Here is an 18,664-nt window from a genome sequence, read left to right on the forward strand (position 1 = left end):
ACCATTCATTTTCACTGGGACGCGAGAAGGGATCGGGCATGGGCCACGGCTGGGAGGGCGCGGTACTGAAACTGCTGCGCGCCAAGGACTTCACGTTCACCGTCACCGGCGCGACGCAGATCACCGAGCACTACCGCCGGCTCACCTTCACCGACGGCGGGCTCCTCGCGGAACTGCCCCTGCACCCCACGATGTGGGTCCGCCTCTGGTTCGACAACGACGGCAAACCCCACCAGCGCGGCTACACCATCGTCGACCCCGATGCCGGGAACGGCACCTTCGCCATCGAGTTCGCCCTGCACGACGGCATCGCGAGCGACTGGTCGCAGCAGGTCGAACCGGGCGGCACCATCCAGGCCACGGTCTACGGCACCGGCTTCGAACCCCTCGACCCCGCACCCGAGCGCCTCCTCATCGTCGGCGACGCCGCCTCGCTCCCGGCCGTGAACTCCCTGCTCGACGCCTTCCCCGAGACCCCCGCGACCATCTGGTTCGAGACCGCCTCCGACGACGACCTCCCGCACCGGACCTCCGGCCACCACGACCTCAGGCTCGTCCCCCGCACCGGCGACGGCGACGCCCTGGTCGCCCAGGTCCGCAAGGAACTCCCCGAGCTCGCCGCGGACACGGCGACGGCGTACTGCTGGATCGCCACCGAAGCCAAGTCCACCCGAGCCCTGACCGCCCTCGCCCGCAAGGAGGTCGGCTTCCCGAAGGGCCGCATGCACGCCATGGCCTACTGGCGGCAGTGAGCCCCGGCGGCCCACCGCGCTGCGATACCCCCCGCTCGGGGGAGGCGGCTCCCTTCGGCAGGTGAGGCGCGGGCATGCCGCCATCGGCTTGGATCGAGGCATGGATTCCACGGTTACGCCGCTGCACGGCAAGAAGATCAAGATCCTCGGCTGGTCGGTCGCGCTGTCGTGCCTCGGCTTCGCGCTGTTCAATCTCTGGTTCGAGGCCTCGGACAGGTTCGACACCGGCTCGTACGCCGAATACGCGACCGGCATCGCCGTCATGAACTGGCTCGTCATCGCAGTGAAGCTCGCGGGCGCTGCCGTGGCACTCCTGGCTTCGGCCTCCCGCCCGCGATTGCTGCGTCCGTTCCTGACCTCGAGCCTCGTATGGGGCGCGTTCGCCACCCTCGGTGTGTACGCCGCGGGGAGCATGGCGCAAGCGGTGGTGCTGGCAGTGACCGACGCTCAGCGGATCGAGGTCTCGGGCATCGCCTACGTGCTGTGCTTCGCCTTGGGGGCCTCGGCATTCGGAACGCTGGCGATATCGCATTCGCGGAGGTTCCACACAGGGCGGGCGCCCATCGTGATCGGCGTCATCGGAGCGCCGCTGCTCCTCGGCCTGCTGCTGGTCGCCGTGCCGCAAACGCTGGCCGCGCTGGGGATCATGCCGTCGATCTGAAGGCCCGCAGAGGGACCGGATCAGGCGATGCGGCTGGCCTTGATCGCGGAGGTGAAGGCGGTCCAAGAGGAGGAGCTCAGCGTGAGGCCGATGCCCGCGCGATCAGGCGACCGGGCAGCGGAGCGTCCGCGATGTAGGACGGCTGCGGGCTTTCCGATGTGCGGACCGGAAATCCGACCGGTTGAAGCGCTGGCCCGAAAGCGTGGACCGTGTCCATTACGGTGGGTGTGGCAGCAGTGGTTCGAGGCGAGGGGACGGCGCATGGCGAGCACCGCGGAGATCAAGTCGCAGATCCAGGGCGCGATCGAGCAGGTCCAGGAGGCGATGGGCGCGCTCGGCGGCGCCCAGACCCTGACGGACGACGCGATCGGCGCGGGCACCGCCGCCACCCGGGACACCGGCAGCGCGATGCCGGGCGAGGCCCTCTCCCAATGGCAGCAGGCGAAGGAGAAGCTCGAAGAGGCGCTCACCCTGTACCAGGGCGGCGCCGACACGTTCGAGCAGTACGCGAACTCGATCTAGCCGGAGCGCTCCGGGCCGTCGCCGATGAACGCGAGGACCGACGCGAACCGCTCCCTGGTCGCGGCGATCGCACGGTACTCGGCTTCGATGCGGGCGTGCTCCTCGTAGATGACGGCCCGCTGCTCGGGGGTGACCTCTTCGGCGCCGGTGCATCTGCGGAGCTTCGCGATCGCCCTGCTGGGGAAGCCGTTCCGCAGGAGGGCGCGGATCCAGCGGACCTGGTCGACGGCGTCCGGGGCGTAGACCCGCTGGCCGCTCGCGGTCCGTTCGGGCCGCAGGAGCCCCTGCTCCTCGTAATACCTGATGGCGCGCACGGTCGCGCCCGTCGCTTCGGCCAGTTCCCCGATGCGCATCCGCGCCTCCCCGATCGATGTGGTGTCCGACACTGCCGCTTGCCCCTGACGCCGGCGTGAGGTCATAGCGTCGACCGCATGGAAATCCAAGGATCAATCGCAATCGTCACCGGCGCCAACCGCGGCCTGGGCCGCCGTTTCGCGCAGCAACTCCTAGAACGCGGCGCGGCCAAGGTCTATGCCGGAGCGCGCCGCATCGCATCCGTCGACCTGCCCGGCGTCGTGCCCCTGCAACTCGACATCACCGACCCCGCATCGGTCGCGGCCGCCGCGAAGACCGCCGCCGACGCGACGATCCTCATCAACAACGCGGGGATCGCCACGTTCGCGAACCTCGTCGAAGGCGACGAGGACGCGATCCGGCGGGAGATGGAGACGAACTTCTTCGGCACGCTCAACATGGTGCGGGCCTTCGCCCCGGTCCTCGGCGCGAACGGCGGCGGCGCGGTCCTCAACATCCTCTCGGTGCTGTCGTGGCGCGCGTTCGGCGTCGGGAACGCCTACGCCGCAGCGAAAGCCGCATCGTGGAGCCTCACCAACGGCGCCCGGCTCGAACTCGCCGCACAGGGCACGCAGGTCATCGGCCTGCACGTCGCCGGCATCGACACCGACATGCTCGCCGCCGTCGAGGCCGAGAAGAGCGACCCCGCCGACATCGCCCGCGCCGGACTCGACGGCATCGCCTCCGGCGCCCTGGAAGTCCTGGCCGACCGGAACGCCGTGGAGCTCAAGGCGATCCTGAGCGCCGACCCGGGCGTCATCTACCCGGAACTGGCCCGAAGCGGCGCCGCGCACTGACGCCGGGAACAGCCGGGGTCCGCCCCCCTCGGGCGGACCCCGGCCCCGCACTCCTCCACGACGACCGCGACACTCGTCAGAACCAGCTGCCGAACGACGGCCCCGGCGGGGCCTCGCCCTCCCGGCGGAACAGTTCGCCCTCCCGCCACACCCGGACCGGCCCGTGCCGGCGCAGCTCGCCGCACTTCCCGACCGACATCCGCGCCCGCCCCAACCGGGCCCGCAACCGCCCGAACCCGGTCATGACCGCGACCCCGCCAGCGCGGGCGCCGCCTCACGGACCTGGCCGGACTCCCGCGAAGCCCCCGCGAACCGGTCGGCACCGACCGGAGCCGTTGCGGGCGTTGCCGTCCGGGCCACCGCGCCGGACGGGACCGCCGCGCCCGCCGGGACCATCGCCCGGATCGAGTTCGCGACGAGCATCCACACCAGCGCCGAGAGCACGACCAGCAGCACCCGCTGCCCGAGCCCGCGCCACTCCCCGCCGTTGAGGAACCCGGGCAGGAACGTGTTCGCCGTCGTCGTCAGGAACGTCAGCGCCGCCAGGCCCGTCACCCACCACGTGCCCCGCCGCACCCACTCCGGTACCTCGGCGTCCCGCATCCGCAGCGCGCACAATGCGGCGACCACGGTGAGCAGCACGAACGCCGCACCAGCGGTGTACCGGTGGATCTGCGCCCACCATGTGAGCCCCGATTCGGGTGTGCCGGTGCGGAAGACCGCGGCGCACAGCAGCATCACCGAGGTGGCGCCGAGGAGGAAGCGGATGCGGCCGTCGCGGGCGAGGCCGACCCCGCGCCCGGCGAGGATCGCGCACGCCAGCGCGAGCGCCAGCACCGAGGCGGGGAACAGGACGATCCCGGGCCAGGTCACGGCGTAGCTCGAGACCGGGGTGGCCACCGGGTCCACCGCGTCCGACTGGGTCAGGTGCATGACGGCGAAGCCGGTCTGGCTGGCGGCGACGGCGGCCATGGCGGTGACCCCGGCTGCGCGCGAATGGAGCAGGTTGTGGTTCATGCGGCGAACGGTAGGGGCGTGGACGTGCGGTTTCCTCGGTCCGCGGCGTGGAATCGGGTCTCATACCGTGGGGTGAGACGCGCGCCGGGGACCCTTACCTGAGAGTGAGGCGGGCAGGCCGCGGGCGGCATAGGTTGGTGGCGTGAAGTTCCGATCGAAGTCCGAGCCGGCCCCGTTCAGCGCCATCCGCGTCGTGGTCGGCTATCTCATCGCCGCCGGGCCGGTCGGTTCGGGGACGTGGCGCTGGCGGTTCCCGACGACGCTGGCGCTCGTCGGCCCCGGGTCGGTCCCGTTCGCCCTCGTCCTGCTCTTCGGCCAGTACGCGATGTTCCGCGAGGACTACATGATCGCGTGGGGCGCGCTGCCGGCGTTCGCGACGGCCGCGGCGGTCGTCCTCGCCCGCTTCCGGCCCGTCGAGGCCTGGCTGCTGGTCATGGCGTCGCTACTGGCGACGCTGTTCGGCGCGGACTTCATCGGCTGGCTCCCGTGGCCGTTGACGTCGCCGAACCTGTTCGCGCTCATGGTGGTCCTGTTCGCGCTGGCGCGCGACCGGCACCCGTGGTACGGGGTGGGGGCGTGGGTCTCGTACTTCCTGGTGGGTGCGGGCGCGATCTGGATGTCGAACTCGCGGTTGGTGACGATCGTGTCCGATCCGGTGTGGAATCCGACGCCGACGCCGGCCACGGACAGCCTGCTCCTGGGTTCGCTGTTCGGGGCGGTGTCGTTCCTGATCGGGTTGACGGTGCGGATCTCGCGGCAGGGCCGGGCGCGGGTGGCCGAGGAGGAGCAGGTCGCGGAGGCCGAGCGGCATCAGCGGCGGTTGCTGGAGGAGCGGACGCGGATCGCGCGGGAGCTGCATGACATCGTGGCGCACCACATGTCGGTGATCACGGTGCAGTCGTCGACGGCGGAGTACCGGCTCGCGGACCTCAGTGAGGAGGCGAAGGCGGAGTTCCGGTCGATCAGCGGTCAGGCGCGGGAGTCGCTGGCGGAGATGCGGCGGCTGCTGGGGGTGCTGCGCAGTGAGGACGAGGCGGGGGCGCGGGCGCCGCAGCCGGGTCCGGAGGCGCTGCGGGGTCTGGCGGAGGCGGTGGACCGGGCGGGGACGCCGGTGTCCCTGCGTGTCGGGGAGTTGCCGGAGGGGCTGCCGGAGACGGTGGCGCTCACGGTGTTCCGGGTGGTGCAGGAGGCGTTGAGCAATGTGGTGCGGCACGCGCCGGGTGCGGTGACGGAGGTGGAGGTCGCGGTCGCCGACGGGTGGGTCGCGGTGGCGGTGGTGAACGGTCCGGCGCCGGTGCGGGCGGCGGGCCGGGAGCAGTCCGCGGGCGGGGTGGAGCCGGATTCGCAGGGGCTGGGTCTGGTGGGGATGCGCGAGCGCGTGTCGCTGGAGGGTGGCACGCTGGAGACCGGGCCGACCGATGAGGGCGGGTTCCGGGTGCGTGCGGTGCTGCCGGTCGAGGACCGTTCGAGTGTTGAGGAGTCCCTGTGACGATCAAGGTGCTGATCGCCGACGATCAGGCGATGGTCCGTGCGGGGTTCGCGGCGCTGTTGAACGCGCAGGAGGACATCGAGGTGGTGGGGGACGCCGAGGACGGTGTGGGGGCGGTGACGGAGACGACGCGGCTGCGTCCGGGCGTGGTCCTCATGGACGTCCGCATGCCCACTATGGACGGTTTGGAGGCGGCGAAGCGGATCCTCTCCTTCCCTGAGGAGCGGCGCCCGCGCGTGCTCATGCTCACCACGTTCGACCTCGACGACTACGTGTACGAGGCGCTTCGCATGGGCGCCAGCGGGTTCCTGCTGAAGGACGCGCCGCCCGGCGACCTCATCGCGGCCGTGCGGATCGTCGCGGCGGGCGATGCGCTGCTCGCGCCGTCCGTGACGCGGCGGCTCATCGAGCAGAGCTTCAAGGCGAAGCCGGCGCTCAGGCGGTCGGCGCGGCTGGACGCGCTCACGCCCCGCGAGGAGGAGGTGCTGCGGTTGATCGCGCGCGGCCTGTCGAATCCGGAGATCGCCGGGGCCCTGTTCGTGTCCGAGCAGACGGTGAAGACCCATGTGGGCAAGGTCTTCAGCAAGCTGGGGCTGCGCGACCGCGCCCAGGCGGTCGTCTGCGCCTACGAGACCGGCCTGATCACCGCGGGCGATCCCCGGGAGCATTAGCGCTGCTCCAGTGGGCCTCACCGGCAATGGTGGGGCCTGCTGCAGTGCCCCGGAGCATCGATCGGACTAGCGTCGATGGCGGGCCCGCCGCTCGGCGGGCCCGCCATCCCAGTTCCCGCGGCATGCGGCGCCCAGGCCCGCATGGCGATCCGCCCTGCCCGGAAGCGGGCATCCAGAGATCGGCCATCCATGAGCACCCGAACCGCACCCCCGCCGACCGGCTCGACGAAGCGGTCGCCCACCGTCCGCATCGCCTCGTGGAGCGCCGCCAACCCGTGGAAGGCGATCCTCGCCTGGACGGTGTTCGTCGCCGTGTGCTTCGGCGCGGGCACCGCCGCAGGCACCAACCAGGTCGCGTTCTCCGACTACTGGATCGGCGAGGCCGGCGACGCCGAGACCATCGCCCTGGAGCACGGCCTCGACGCGCCCGCCGTCGAGCAGATCCTCATCTCCTCCCCCGACGGCGCGTTCGACCCCGAGGCCGCCGCGGCGGCCGCCGCCGACCTGCGCACCCGCATGGGCGCCCTCGCCGAGGTCGCCGAGGTCACCGAGCCGGTCACCGCCGACAGCGGCGACGCCCTCATGCTCGCCGTCACCATGTCCATGCCCGCGCACGAAGCCGCCGACCACGTCGACCCGCTGCTGGAGACCACTGCGGCCGTGCAGGAGGCGCACCCCGGCCTGGACTTCGCGCAGACCGGCGGCAAGTCGATGTCCAACGAGCTCAACGACCAGCTCGGCACCCAGCTCGGCCAGGTCGAGCGGTTCACGCTGCCGATCACGCTGCTCATCCTGTTCATCGTGTTCGGGTCGCTCCTGCTGGCGGGCGTGCCGCTGCTGCTGGCGATCTCCTCGATCGTCGCCGCACTCGGCGTGTACGCGTTGAGCTCCCACTTCTTCCCGGACGCGGGCGGCGCGGTGACCAGCGTCCTCGCCATGATCGGCATGGCCGTCGGCGTCGACTACTCGCTGTTCTACCTCAAACGCGTCCGCGAGGAACGTCAGCGATCGGGCGGCACGGCCGACCTCGCCCGCGCCGTCGAACTGGCCGCAGAGACCGCCGGGCGCACCATCGTGACCTCCGGCATCGCCGTGATCGTCTCCCTCGCCGGCCTCTACCTGGTCGACGACGTCATCTTCTCCTCGATCGCCACGGCCTGCATCATCGTCGTCGCCATCGCCATGATCAGCTCGCTCACCGTCCTGCCCGCGCTGCTGGCCAAGACCGGCCGGCGCATCGACGGCGGAAAGCTCCTGCGCCGCAAGGCGACCGCGGGCCGCGGTGAAGGCCGCGCCTGGTCGGCACTGCTGCGCCCGTCCCTGCGCCACCCCGTCGCCACCGCCGTCATCGGCCTGGTCGTCATCGGCGGCCTCGCGCTCCCGGCACTGGCCATGACGACAAGCGTCGAAGGCCGGGAGTCCTTCCCCAAGTCGCTCGACTCGATCGCGGCCTACGACGCGCTCGTCGCCGAGTTCCCGGCCGCCGGACTCGCCCACTCCATCGTCGCCGAGGTCGATCCCGCCGAAGCCGACGCGCTCGCCGCGGCCGCCGCCGACCTCGAGCAGCGCACCCGCGGCGACGCCCTCTTCGCCCCCACCGACGCGCCCCGCCTCCGCGTCGCCGACGACGGCACCGCGATCCGCCTCGACCTGCCGATCCCCTACGCCACCAGCGACCCCCGCGCCGCCGAGTCCCTCGCGCTGCTCCGCGAGGACCTCGTGCCGGCCACCATCGGCCAGATCCCCGGCGTCGAGTACGCCGTCTCCGGCGAGCCCGCCTACGCGAACGACTACGCCGACCACCAGTCCTCGCGGCTGGCGCTCGTCGTCGGGTTCGTCCTCACCGCCACCTTCATCACGATGCTCATCGCCTTCCGGTCACTGGCGTTCGCGCTCCTGAGCATGGTGCTCAACCTCCTGTCGACCCTCGCCGCCTGGGGCGCGCTCGTCCTGGTCTTCCAGCACACCTGGGCCGAAGGGCTCCTCAACTTCGACTCCGCCGGGTTCATCGGCTCGCGCACCCCGCTCCTGGTATTCACCATCCTCTTCGGACTCTCACTGGACTACCAGCTGTTCGTCATGAGCCGCATCAAGGAGGCCGCGCTCGGCGGCGCGGCCCCGCGAGAGGCGATCAGCCAGGGCATCCGGTCCTCGGCGAGCGTCGTCACCAGCGCGGCCGTGATCATGATGTCGGTGTTCGTGGCCTTCGCCTTCATCGACCGCATCGAGATGAAGCAGCTCGGGTTCGCCCTCGCCCTGGGCGTCCTGCTGGACGCCGTGATCGTGCGGGTCATGCTCCTGCCCGCGCTCATGGCGATGATCGACCGCGCGGGCTGGTGGCCCGCACGATGGCGCCCGACGACGCCGGTCGCCGCTCCGTAGCGGCTCTGAGGGGCGGCGGCGGCCGCCCCTCAGCCTCGTTGAGCTGGGGAAACAGAAAAACTCCACCCCTTACTGGAATAGATCGTTCCGCTCTGCTACTATTGGAACATGACATTCCGTTCCGGAGTTTCGAAGAAGGAGAACCCCATGCGCATCCTCGTCACCGGCGCCACCGGCACCGTCGGCCGCAACGTCATCGAGCAGCTCACCGCCCTGGACGCCACCGTCCAGCTCCGCGCCCTCACCCGCAACCCCGACGCGGTCCTCCCCGCAGGCGTCGAAGTCGCCGTCGGCGACCTCGCCTCGCCCGAGACGCTCACCGACGCCTTCAAAGACGTCGACGCCGTCCACTTCATCAACTTCGCCGGCGAAGGCTACGGCGCACTGCCCGACCCCGCCGGGCTCGTCGCCCTCGCCGAGAGCGCCGGCGTCCGCCGCGCCACCGTCCTCGGCGGCGTCGCGACCGGCCCGCTCGAACAGGCCCTCGCCGCCAGCGCGATCGAGACGACCTACCTGCACCCCGTCGAGTTCATGTCGAATGCGGCCATGTGGTGGTCCGCGGTGATCAAGGCCGGCGAGGCGATCCGCGAGCCCTTCGGGGACCGCCTCAGCGCGATGGTCCACCCGGCCGACATCGGCTCGGTCGCGGCGACGGTGCTGCTCGACGGCGGGTACGACGAGCAGTCGCTGGTCATCACCGGCCCCGAGGTGCTGACGATGCAGGAGAAGGTGCGGGTGCTCGGCGAGGCGGTCGGCCGCGAGATCGAGTTCGTGGAGCTCACCGTGGACGAGGCGCACGCGAAGTGGCGCGGCGAGGGCATGCCCGAGGGCGTCATCGCGTTCCTCACCGAGGCGCTGGGCAACACGCCCGAGGAGGGCAAGACCGTGGCGGACACCGTCGAGCGGGTGACCGGTCGCCCGGCGCGGACGTTCGTCGAGTGGGCGGGTGCGAACGCCGACGCGTTCCGCTAGACGCGACAACCGAAGGGGCGCATCCGATCGCGGATGCGCCCCTTTTCGTCGGTAATTCTGGGAATTCACAGTGTATTTGACATTCCCGAAACAACACACCACTTAGGTTGATATTCACTGAATTACTCGCATCTTTCACTTTTTCCCGTTTGGCCCTAGTCTCCTTGTATGGCACGGCTCACCATCATCTCGGCCGCGTCCGCAACCAGCGGACGTCGCCGGCCGGCCATGGCGGTCGCCTCCCCGTCGACCGCCGATGCCCCCCACCCGAAAGGCATGCATCACATGAACCGCCAACGCGCGCTTGCAGTCACCGCTGCCGGTGCCATCGCCACCGCTCTCACCCTGGCCGCCGGGGCCGCACCCGCCTCGGCCGAAATCCTCGACGCCAAGGCCGAAGAGGCCCGCGCCGACCTCACCGGCAACGTCTCCCAAGGCGTGATCGACGGCCTCCAGGACGCCTTCGGGCTCACCGAAGCCGAGGCCTACGACCGCCTCGCGGTCGAGGACGTCGCCGCCGACCTCCTCGGCGAGGTCCCCGCCGACCTGGACGAGTCCTATGCAGGCCTGTGGGTCTCGGAGGACGCCGACCAGATCTTCGTCGCCACCACCGACGCCGCCGAGACCACCGGACTGCGCGCCGAAGGCGCCACCCCGGTCCTCGTCGAACACGACCTCGCCACCCTCGAGGACGCCGCGAGCGCCCTCGCCGCCATCGACATCGACGGCTACTACGGCAACTACGTCGACGTCGTCGCCAACACCCTGGTCGTCGAGGCCGCCGACGCGGCCACCGCCGCGGACGCGATCGAGGCCGCCGGCATCGACCCGGCGCTCGCCACCGTCGACGCCGGTGCCGAAGCGCCCCAGACGTACTTCGTGCGCGGCGGCGACGCCTACAACATCGAGAACTCGTGGCGCTGCTCCGTGGGCTTCGCGGTCCGCCAGGGCTCGACCCCCGGGTTCGTCACCGCCGGCCACTGCGGCGCAGCGGGCGACTCGGTCACCGGCGGCGAGGCCGCTCCCGGCACCTTCCGCAACTCGGTGTTCCCGTCCGCCGACCGCGCCTGGGTCGCCGTCGGCTCCGGCGAGGCCCTGTACGACGACGTGAACATGTACTCCGGCACCCGTGACGTCGCCAACGCGACCACCGCCGCCGTCGGCGCCTCCATCTGCCGCTCCGGTTCGACCACCGGCTGGCACTGCGGGACCGTCCAGGCCTTCAACCAGACCGTGAACTACGCCGAAGGCGCCGTCTACGGCATGACCCGCACCAACGTGTGCGCCGAGCCCGGCGACTCCGGCGGCTCGTTCATCTCCGGCAACAGCGCGCAGGGCATGACCTCCGGCGGCTCGGGCAACTGCCGCACCGGCGGCACGACCTACTTCCAGCCCATCGGCCCGGCCCTCAGCGCCTGGGGCCTGACCCTCGTCACCAGCTAGACTCCGCGATCACCTCGGGGGCCTTCCGGAAGGGAGGCCCCCTGTTCGTCGCCCCCGCGCAGTGCGCCCACATAGACGCCGGCGATGATGAGCGGCGCCCCGACCAGGAGCGAGACCGTCAGCGGCTCGTCGTCCAGCCACGCCGAGACACCGATCGCGACCAGCGGGATCACCACGAACACGTACGCCGCGCGCGACGCGCCCCACCGCTGGATCACCATCAGGTACAGCACGAACGTCAGCACCGAACCCGCCACCACCACGTACGCCAGCGCCCACCGCGTGGCGGTGAGCTCCGGCAGCACCCACCGGTCCCCGGCTGCGAACGACCCGGCGAACAGCAGCACCGCCGCGGCCGCCATGCCCACGGCGTTCATCGTCACCGGGTGGACCTTCGGCAGGCGCTTCACCAGGACGGCCGACTCTGCGAACGCCAGCACCGCGCCCAACGCCGCGAGCAGGACCGGTACGGGCACGTCCGCGCGCAGCGGCGCCTGCGACACGACCGCGACTCCTGCGGCGGCGACGAGCGTCCCGACCAGCGCGGCCCCGCGGAACCGCTCCTGGCCCTGGGCGACCGCCAGGAGCAGCGCGGCGAGCGGCGCGAGTGCCAGCAGGGTCTGGCCGAGGCCCGCGTGGATGTAGACGAGGGCGTAGTAGGCGAGGGAGAACGACACCCCGAAGTTGAGGACCCCGAACAGGACCGTCCCGGCGAGGGCCTTCCCGCGCGGGAACCGCAGCCGCATCACGGCCATGATCGCGAGCAGCAGGAGCGCGGCGGCACCGAACCGCAGGAACGCGCCCCACAGGGGGTCGAGTTCCCGGTTGCTGAATCTGATGCCCACGGCGTTCCCGCCGGCGAGGAGGGTCGCACCGGCGAAGGCCGCGAGCGCGGCCCGGTCGCGAATGGGCTGCATGGCTCCCACGATAGGCCCGATTGTGCAGGTCAGGCAGCGAACGGGGATCGTTTCGGGCCTTGGTCAGCGCACGAAGGGCTGCGCTCCGGGGTCGTGTCGGGCCGGGATCGTTTCGGGCCGCGGTCAGAGGGCGAGGGGCTGCACCTCGGCCTTCCACCGGACCTCGGCGTTCACCCACGACGCGACCCGGTCGACGGCGGCGTGCAGGTGCTCCCGGTCGGCGCGGGCGTCGTCCCACTGCACGGCCTCCACCATGAGCTCGCCGTTGCTGCGGCGCAGCGCGACCCGGCCCGGCAGGTCGTCGCCGGCGAAGATCGGCAGGCAGTAGTAGCCGAAGGTCCGCTGCGGCTCGGGCACGTAGATCTCGATCTTCCAGCCGTGTCCCCACAGGCGCTCCATGCGCTCGCGCAGCCACACCAGCTGGTCGAACATCGACACCGCGACCGCCCGCTCCGCGCCGGGCAGGCGCGTGCGGCGCACCTGCGGGTCGATCCAGGTGCGGCCTCTCCAGCCTTCGACGGCGACCTGCTCGACCTCCAGGTCGTTGAGCACCCGCTCGGTGTCGGCGATCTTGAGGCGGAAGTAGTCGGCGATGTCCTTGCTCGTGCCCACGCCGAGGTTGCGCAGGGCCGTGGACACCATGTAGCGCAGGCACGCCTCGTCGTCGGCGTCCCACAGGTGCTCGGCGGGGATGGCGCGCTCAGCGAGCTGGTAGACGCGCTTGAAGCCGATCCGGTGCGTGCAGGCGACCTCGCCGAACCAGAGCAGCCGCTCGACGGCGTGCTTGTGGTCGGTGCGGAAGTTCCAGCTGTCGCCCATGTTGCTGACCCCTTGGCCGCGGTGCATCGCGCCGGAGGGGAAGTCGGAGACGGTGATCGCGCCGCGGTCGCGCAGGAGCGCCAGCACTTCGGCTTCGGCGACGGCCAGCGAGTCGTCCTGGTAGCGCTCGCGCCAGTTCCGGCGGCGGCGGGCGAGGTAGGGCCAGGCGGAGACGGGCAGCAGCGACATGGCGTGCGCCCAGTACTCGAACGCGACGGGACTGCGGCGCCGCTCGAGGCTGCGCACGGCCTCGTCCACGTCGAGGTTCCGGGCCAGGAGCGTGAGCTCGTGCGCGCGGCGCACCGCGGAGATCGTGTCGAGCTGGATGCACCCGAGCCGCTCCAGCACCGTCTTGAAGCGGGTCGCCTTGGGCCGCAACTGCGCGGCGATCGCGATCCGACGGGCATCGGCAAGCCGCAACGACTCAGGCACAGGTCCGGTCCTTCCAACAACGACAGCGGTCATCCCAGACCGTACAACCGCCCACCGACAATTCCGAAAACCCGAGCCCCGTCCCGCCAAGCCCCGTCCCGCCGAGCACCCAGCACCCAGCACCCAGCACCCAGCACCCAGCACCCAGCACCCAGCACCCAGCACCCAGCACCCAGCACCCAGCACCCAGCACCCAGCACCCAGCACCCAGCACCCAGCACCCAGCACCCAGCACCCAGCACCCAGCACCCAGCACCCAGCACCTGGAGTATGCCCGTGATCTGCACCAACGCCCAGGTGTCGCACCCATGTGGGAGTGTGGTCTTTTTCGGTTGGTCGGAGGCGGATGCGGGTGGGAATGGGCCTGCCCTATGCCGGCCCCGGCCCAAGCCCCGCCGGGACCGAAACAGCCACCGCCCCAGCCCCGTTCACAAGGCGACGCACCAGCCCCCGAATCGCCACCCCGCCCTAGTTCGGCGCGACCGCCACCGTCCCCGTCTCCGCGCGCGGGTCCGCCGCGCCTTCGGCCCGGCCGTCCTCGTCGACCTCGATCAGGTGCGCGTGCCCGAAGCCGCTCCCGGCCTCCGCGTCCCGCACCACGAAACCGCGCTCGCCCAGCCCCTGGGACCAAGCCTCGGGCCGGCCGGCCTCCAGGTCGACGTCGATCTCGTGCTCGCCGGTCCACGTCCCGAACCCGGTCTCGCCCGGGTGCAGCCGCCACCGCGCCGCACCCACCGCCGACTCGACCGACTCGCCGCCGTGCAGCACCCGCGCGATCAGCTGCGCCACGATCTGCGGCTGCGAATCGCCGCCCATCGACCCCGCCACCAGCCGCAGCGACCCGTCGGCCCGCGTCACCAGCGCCGGCACCAGCGTGTGCGGCGGCCGCTTCCCCGGCCGGAGCTCGGCCGGGTGCCCCGGCTCCAGGCTGAACCCGGTCCCCCGGTTCTGCAGCCCGATCCCCGTCCGCGGCTCGAACAGCCACGTACCGAACCCGGCCGCGTTCGACTGGATGTACGAGACGCCCATCCCGTTCCCGTCGAGCACCGCCATGTACGTAGTCCCGCCGGCCCCCTGCCGCACCGGCACCTCGGCCTTCCGGTCCGCACTGATGCGCGCCGCCCGCTCCCCCGCAGCCGCCAGCAGATCCGAGACGTCGGCGCCCTCGAACAACCGCTCCGGCCGGTCGTACCCCGCCTGCCGCGAGGCTTCCACCAGGTAATGCGCCCACAACGGGTCGCCCGCGTCCCCCGGCAGTTCCAGCCGGTCCGCGATCGCCAGCGCGAGCAGCAGTAGGTACCCCTGCGAGTTCGGCCCCGCCGACCACACCCGGTGCCCGAACGCCTCGACGCTCAGCGGCTCCTCCCAGTTCGCTTGGGACGCAGCAAGATCGTCCTCGCTGAACAGCCCTTCCCCGAGCTCGATGAGCCCCTGCCCGAAGTCGCCCAGGTAGAACCCGTCCCGGCCGCCCTCGGCGACCGCGCGCAGCGCCGCAGCGGTCCGCTCGCGCCGCGCCGTCGCCCCCGCCTCCAGGCCGACCAGGTCCTCGGCGCCCGCGACACCCGCGAGGTTCGCGCCCGCCTTGGCGAGCATCGCCGTCGCAGGCCAACCGCCCGATGCCAGCGCGATCGCCGGCGCCAGCAGCTGCGGCATCGGCAGCGACCCGTGCCGCTCGTGCAGTGCGAACCAGCCGTCCACGCAGCCGGGCACGGTCGCCGACCGCAGGTCGTTCCGGAACGGCATCGCCGCGTGCCCCTCGGCGCGCAGCCCTTCCGGGTCGGCGCCGGAACCGGCCCGCCCCGAGGCGTTCAATGACGTGGGCGCCGGCTGGCCCGGCACATGGACCAGTGCGAACAGGTCGCCGCCGAGCCCGCACAGGTGCGGGGCCACCACGGTCAGGGCCGCGCCCGCCGCGATCGCGGCATCGGCGGCGTTGCCGCCGCTCTCGAGCACCTCGCGTCCGATTCCGCTGACGAGCGGATCGACCGAACACACCACACCCTGATCGACCACGGGTCCTCCTTTTGCGCATCCGACGGGCCGCGCAGCGGCCCGTCCGGGGGAACGACGCGCGTCGAACCGCAGGTCCGCGCGCTTGCAACGCCCCGAAGCCTACCTTGCCGGTCGGCAAGTAGAAACTCACTGGGAGCGGTCAGACCTCCCGGTCGGCCCCGAACGGTCGCCGCCCCGAGATCTGCGCCGCTCGCCAGTACCACTCCAGGTACCCGCCGATGATCAAAGCAAGCATCCCCAAGTGCTGCAACGCACTCAGCTCGCCCCACAGCACCAGACCCATCACCCCGAGCACCAGCAGGGTCCGCGCCAGCGCCCCCGCGAACTGCCCGCGCCGGCCCTTCCCCACCAGGTCGCGGCGGCACGCCGCAGGCAGCGCCCGCAACGACCAAAACCAAGAGACCCAGTAGAGCAGCACCAGCACGCCCGCGACCGCACCCGCCTCGACCCACGGCGTCGGGAAGATCCAGTCGATGACGTTGAGCAGCAACGCCCCCCGCAGCACCCGCTCATACCAGCGCCATGACCAGTGCCGCAGCGCCGTCTCGTACAGGCGCTCCTCGACGTCGATCCCCGGCACGTCGACAGCCTCGCCCTCGGGCACCGGCGCCTGCGCCCGCGCCTCGGCCGCCCGCAGGTTCTCCCAAGCGGTCCGCAGCCCGGCGCTCAACCGTCCGCGGGTCTGCAGTATCACGGCCAGGTCGTCCCGCACCGATACGTCGTCCGGATCGAGCTCCAGCGCCCGCGCGAAATGCGCATGGGCCCGCTTGAGCCGCAGATGGTGCTCGTAGATCCGCCCCGCGGTGTGCTGCACCCACACGTCGTCGGGCGAGCGCTCCAGCGCCTGCTCCACCAGCTCCCGCGTCTTCGCGAACTCCTGGTCCCCGTACTGGTGCCAGGCCAGCTGCATGTAGTACCGGCCGTTGTCCGGCGTCAGCTCGACCGCCCGCCACATCGACGCCGTGCCCTCGTCGACCCGGCCCAGCTCGAACAGGATGTTCGCATGCAGCCAGTGCGCGTCCGCGTTCGAAGGCTCCTCCTCAACCGCCCGCACCGCCCACCCGAGCGCGTCCTCCTGCCGGTCGCCCAGATGCAGGCACCACGCCAGGAGCAGCTGCGAGACCGAGCCGGGCCCGTACTTCCCGATGCCCTGCTCCAGGACCTCGGCGGCCTCCCCGTACTCATCGCGGTCGATCAGTTCCCGGGCCCGGCCCTCCACGGCACCGGAGATGAACCCGGGCCAGGTCTTGTTCACCGCCTGGAGCACTCGCCCGCGGGCACGCGGTGACGGGATCGCGTTCGGTTCGGCGGCATCGCTCATTCCCGACTCCAGATCGCTCGGGGCACTGTGACCAGGGCGGGAGACGCATCGACGGCGGAACCCCCGGGCCTGCGCCGGACTCCAACCGCGTGCCGGTGCTCACGACAGGTGCTTTTGTCTCTCGACGCCCTTAGCATAGAGGTGGACCGCGTCCACTTGTACGGCCAAGTCTCTTGTACCGTGGAGTGACTGCGGTGGGGACGAGAGGAAAGATCGGAACTGGTCATGGAAGAGCCGACACAGCCTGCTGACTCAGCCGGGCCGATCTCGTCGACGGTGCACCGCTGGCGGCGCCTGGCGGTCCGGCACGACCTCGAGTGGAGCGAACTCCTGCTCATCGCGTTGAACCTGTACGGGTTGCGCGGCAACAACTCTGAAGGCATGCGACTGCGCCTGAACTCCGAAGACGAAGAGTTCATGCTGGTCCTGCCCGCTGACCGCGCGACTTCGCCGTTCAGCCTCCGCGCCCACGTCGACCCCTCCTCGCCGCAGCACGGGCTGAGCGAGCTCTGCGTCGACGGCACTCCGGTCGCCGAGATCATCGAAGCCGAACCCGGCGAAGAGGTCCGCGGCTACCTGCGCGCGGACGGCACCGCCGCGACCCTGCTCCTGCAGGCCGCCGCGGACACGCCCGAACTCGTGAAGTGCTACCGGGACCTGTTGCAGGCCCTGGCCTCCGACCTGGCCGACGACGGCGAGCCGCACCTCTTCGACGAGGTCACGCTCTCCGCCGGCGGCTTCCACGACGAAGCACTCGTCGTCGAGCACCTCATCGCGGTTCGCGAAGCGATGACCGCCGAGGGGCTCCCGGAGACGACGACGCTCGGCGTCCTCACCCCGGCGCTGCGCAGCGAGAGCGCCTTCACGGAACTGGCCGCGAAAGTGGGCCCCGTCCTGCTCTTCCTGACCACCGAGAGCTTCCAGGACGACAGTCCCGCATCGGAAGCCGAACCCTCGGTCCCTGAGGACGCCGCAGCCGCGGACCCCCTGGTCCCGGTCACGAGCCGCCAGTCGGAACGCCTCTCTGAGATCCTCGCCGCGGCCCGCGAAGCCGGGCACCGGACCTCCTTCACGTACACCGTCGGCAGCGAACCGCTCGACGAGATGCGCGCCTGGCTCCTGCCGCTCGCCGAGCAGACCACCATGTGGCCCTCGCTCACGATCCTCCCGGCCGAATCACCCGTGGACGACTCGCAGCACGTGGCCGCGCCCGACGAACGCCTCGACTTCTTCCTCGAGGCCCGGCGCCTCCTCGAGCAGATCTTCGCCCCGACCCAGCTCCGCCCGCAACCGTGGCGCTGCTACCGGGGCCTCTGGTACCGCCAGCACGCCGGCGAACACCTCGAGGGCCCGTACGTCTAGACGCACAACAGGAATGGCCGCAACCAATAGGTTGCGGCCATTGCCGTATTCGCGTTCGCCCTTCAAGTTCAAGGCACAAAAAAGCGCCCCACCGCGATGCGGTGAGGCGCTTTTATAAGTAGATGTTTGGCGGTGTCCTGCTCTCCCACACCCTCTCGAGTGCAGTACCATCGGCGCTGGAAGCCGTAACGACCGGGTTCGGAATGGGACCGGGTGTGTCACTTCCGCTCTCACCACCAAACAAACCCTTGAGGGCACTTGTTCAGCGATCAAGCTGACCATCCACCCCGTAACAGGGTTTCATGGCCGGCGATCGAGCCAACAAGTGTTGTCTCAGAATCGCATAGTGTGCGTGAATGTCTCGAACGTTTCTATCAAGACCGAAGATATGTTAAGTTCTCGGCGGTTAGTACCCGTCCACTCCACGCCTTGCGACGCTTCCATGTCGAGCCTATCAACCCCGTCATCTACAGGGCGCCTCACCAGGATTAACCTGACAGAGATCTCATCTCGAAGCACGCTTCCCGCTTAGATGCTTTCAGCGGTTATCGCTCCCGAACGTAGCCAACCAGCCATGCCCCTGGCGGGACAACTGGCACACCAGCGGTTCGTCCATCCCGGTCCTCTCGTACTAGGGACAGCCCTTCATCAAATCTCTTACGCGCGCGGCGGATAGGGACCGAACTGTCTCACGACGTTCTAAACCCAGCTCGCGTGCCGCTTTAATGGGCGAACAGCCC

The 18,664-nt window shown here is 70.8% G+C and carries 16 protein-coding genes and 2 rRNA genes; 10 read left to right on the forward strand and 8 right to left on the reverse strand.

The features are described 5' to 3' along the window. The first annotated feature begins 38 nt into the window (after positions 1-38). The 3 genes from QWI33_RS27490 (at position 39) to QWI33_RS27500 (ending at position 1,935) form a co-directional block, all read left to right on the forward strand. Positions 39-752, forward strand: a complete 714-nt coding sequence (locus QWI33_RS27490) for a siderophore-interacting protein (RefSeq protein ID WP_289959890.1) — start codon at positions 39-41, stop codon at positions 750-752. Positions 753-813: 61 nt separating this feature from the next. Next, positions 814-1,413: a hypothetical protein gene (locus tag QWI33_RS27495; RefSeq protein WP_289959891.1), complete on the forward strand. Its 600-nt coding sequence runs from the start codon at positions 814-816 to the stop codon at positions 1,411-1,413. 261 nt (positions 1,414-1,674) lie between these two features. Next, positions 1,675-1,935 carry a hypothetical protein gene (locus QWI33_RS27500; RefSeq protein ID WP_289959892.1) on the forward strand — a complete coding sequence of 87 codons (261 nt, stop codon included), beginning with the start codon at positions 1,675-1,677 and terminating at the stop codon, positions 1,933-1,935. On the opposite strand, the gene QWI33_RS27505 is transcribed toward QWI33_RS27500, so the two are convergent. Next, positions 1,932-2,288 carry a MerR family transcriptional regulator gene (locus QWI33_RS27505; protein WP_289959893.1) on the reverse strand — a complete coding sequence of 119 codons (357 nt, stop codon included), beginning with the start codon at positions 2,286-2,288 and terminating at the stop codon, positions 1,932-1,934. The two genes, QWI33_RS27500 and QWI33_RS27505, sit on opposite strands and share 4 nt — an antisense overlap. Positions 2,289-2,366: 78 nt before the next feature. Here QWI33_RS27505 and QWI33_RS27510 point away from each other — a divergent pair, with 78 nt between their 5' ends. Then, the gene (locus QWI33_RS27510) at positions 2,367-3,086 is read left to right on the forward strand and encodes an SDR family oxidoreductase (RefSeq protein WP_289959894.1); all 720 of its coding nucleotides are present in this window, start codon (positions 2,367-2,369) and stop codon (positions 3,084-3,086) included. A gap of 240 nt (positions 3,087-3,326) precedes the next feature. Here the strand turns inward: QWI33_RS27510 and QWI33_RS27515 are convergent, their stop codons facing one another. Next, entirely contained in the window at positions 3,327-4,103 is a 777-nt protein-coding gene (locus QWI33_RS27515) for a DUF998 domain-containing protein (protein WP_289959895.1), read from the reverse strand. Between the two features lie 142 nt (positions 4,104-4,245). Here QWI33_RS27515 and QWI33_RS27520 point away from each other — a divergent pair, with 142 nt between their 5' ends. The 5 genes from QWI33_RS27520 to QWI33_RS27540 all read left to right on the forward strand — a co-directional run bounded on the left by QWI33_RS27520 (position 4,246) and on the right by QWI33_RS27540 (position 11,060). After that, the gene (locus QWI33_RS27520) at positions 4,246-5,592 is read left to right on the forward strand and encodes a sensor histidine kinase (RefSeq protein ID WP_289959896.1); all 1,347 of its coding nucleotides are present in this window, start codon (positions 4,246-4,248) and stop codon (positions 5,590-5,592) included. Further along, on the forward strand, positions 5,589-6,263 hold the full coding sequence (locus tag QWI33_RS27525) for a response regulator (protein WP_289959897.1): 675 nt from the start codon (positions 5,589-5,591) through the stop codon (positions 6,261-6,263). Before QWI33_RS27520 ends, QWI33_RS27525 begins: the two co-directional genes overlap by 4 nt. Positions 6,264-6,452: 189 nt before the next feature. Then, a complete protein-coding gene (locus tag QWI33_RS27530; protein WP_289959898.1) occupies positions 6,453-8,645 on the forward strand; it encodes an MMPL family transporter in 2,193 nt (730 codons plus the stop codon). 147 nt (positions 8,646-8,792) lie between these two features. Beyond that, positions 8,793-9,617: an NmrA family NAD(P)-binding protein gene (locus QWI33_RS27535; protein ID WP_289959899.1), complete on the forward strand. Its 825-nt coding sequence runs from the start codon at positions 8,793-8,795 to the stop codon at positions 9,615-9,617. A gap of 285 nt (positions 9,618-9,902) precedes the next feature. Next, entirely contained in the window at positions 9,903-11,060 is a 1,158-nt protein-coding gene (locus tag QWI33_RS27540) for a S1 family peptidase (RefSeq protein ID WP_289959900.1), read from the forward strand. Here QWI33_RS27540 and QWI33_RS27545 read toward each other — a convergent pair. The 4 genes from QWI33_RS27545 to QWI33_RS27560 all read right to left on the reverse strand — a co-directional run bounded on the left by QWI33_RS27545 (position 11,057) and on the right by QWI33_RS27560 (position 16,562). After that, positions 11,057-11,977: a DMT family transporter gene (locus tag QWI33_RS27545; RefSeq protein WP_289959901.1), complete on the reverse strand. Its 921-nt coding sequence runs from the start codon at positions 11,975-11,977 to the stop codon at positions 11,057-11,059. The two genes, QWI33_RS27540 and QWI33_RS27545, sit on opposite strands and share 4 nt — an antisense overlap. A gap of 123 nt (positions 11,978-12,100) precedes the next feature. Further along, complete coding sequence (locus QWI33_RS27550) at positions 12,101-13,228, reverse strand: DNA glycosylase AlkZ-like family protein (RefSeq protein WP_289959902.1); 1,128 nt, start codon at positions 13,226-13,228, stop codon at positions 12,101-12,103. Positions 13,229-13,696: 468 nt separating this feature from the next. After that, the gene (locus QWI33_RS27555; RefSeq protein ID WP_289959903.1) at positions 13,697-15,241 is read right to left on the reverse strand and encodes a gamma-glutamyltransferase family protein; all 1,545 of its coding nucleotides are present in this window, start codon (positions 15,239-15,241) and stop codon (positions 13,697-13,699) included. Positions 15,242-15,380: 139 nt separating this feature from the next. After that, entirely contained in the window at positions 15,381-16,562 is a 1,182-nt protein-coding gene (locus QWI33_RS27560; protein ID WP_289959904.1) for a tetratricopeptide repeat protein, read from the reverse strand. A gap of 225 nt (positions 16,563-16,787) precedes the next feature. On the opposite strand from QWI33_RS27560, the gene QWI33_RS27565 reads away from it, so the two are divergent. Continuing rightward, the gene (locus QWI33_RS27565) at positions 16,788-17,924 is read left to right on the forward strand and encodes a hypothetical protein (protein ID WP_289959905.1); all 1,137 of its coding nucleotides are present in this window, start codon (positions 16,788-16,790) and stop codon (positions 17,922-17,924) included. Positions 17,925-18,048: 124 nt separating this feature from the next. Here the strand turns inward: QWI33_RS27565 and rrf are convergent. After that, positions 18,049-18,165: ribosomal RNA gene (gene rrf / locus QWI33_RS27570) — 5S ribosomal RNA — on the reverse strand. A gap of 146 nt (positions 18,166-18,311) precedes the next feature. After that, positions 18,312-18,664: ribosomal RNA gene (locus tag QWI33_RS27575) — 23S ribosomal RNA — on the reverse strand; the annotation flags it as partial.

The organism is Glycomyces tritici (assembly GCF_030403505.1).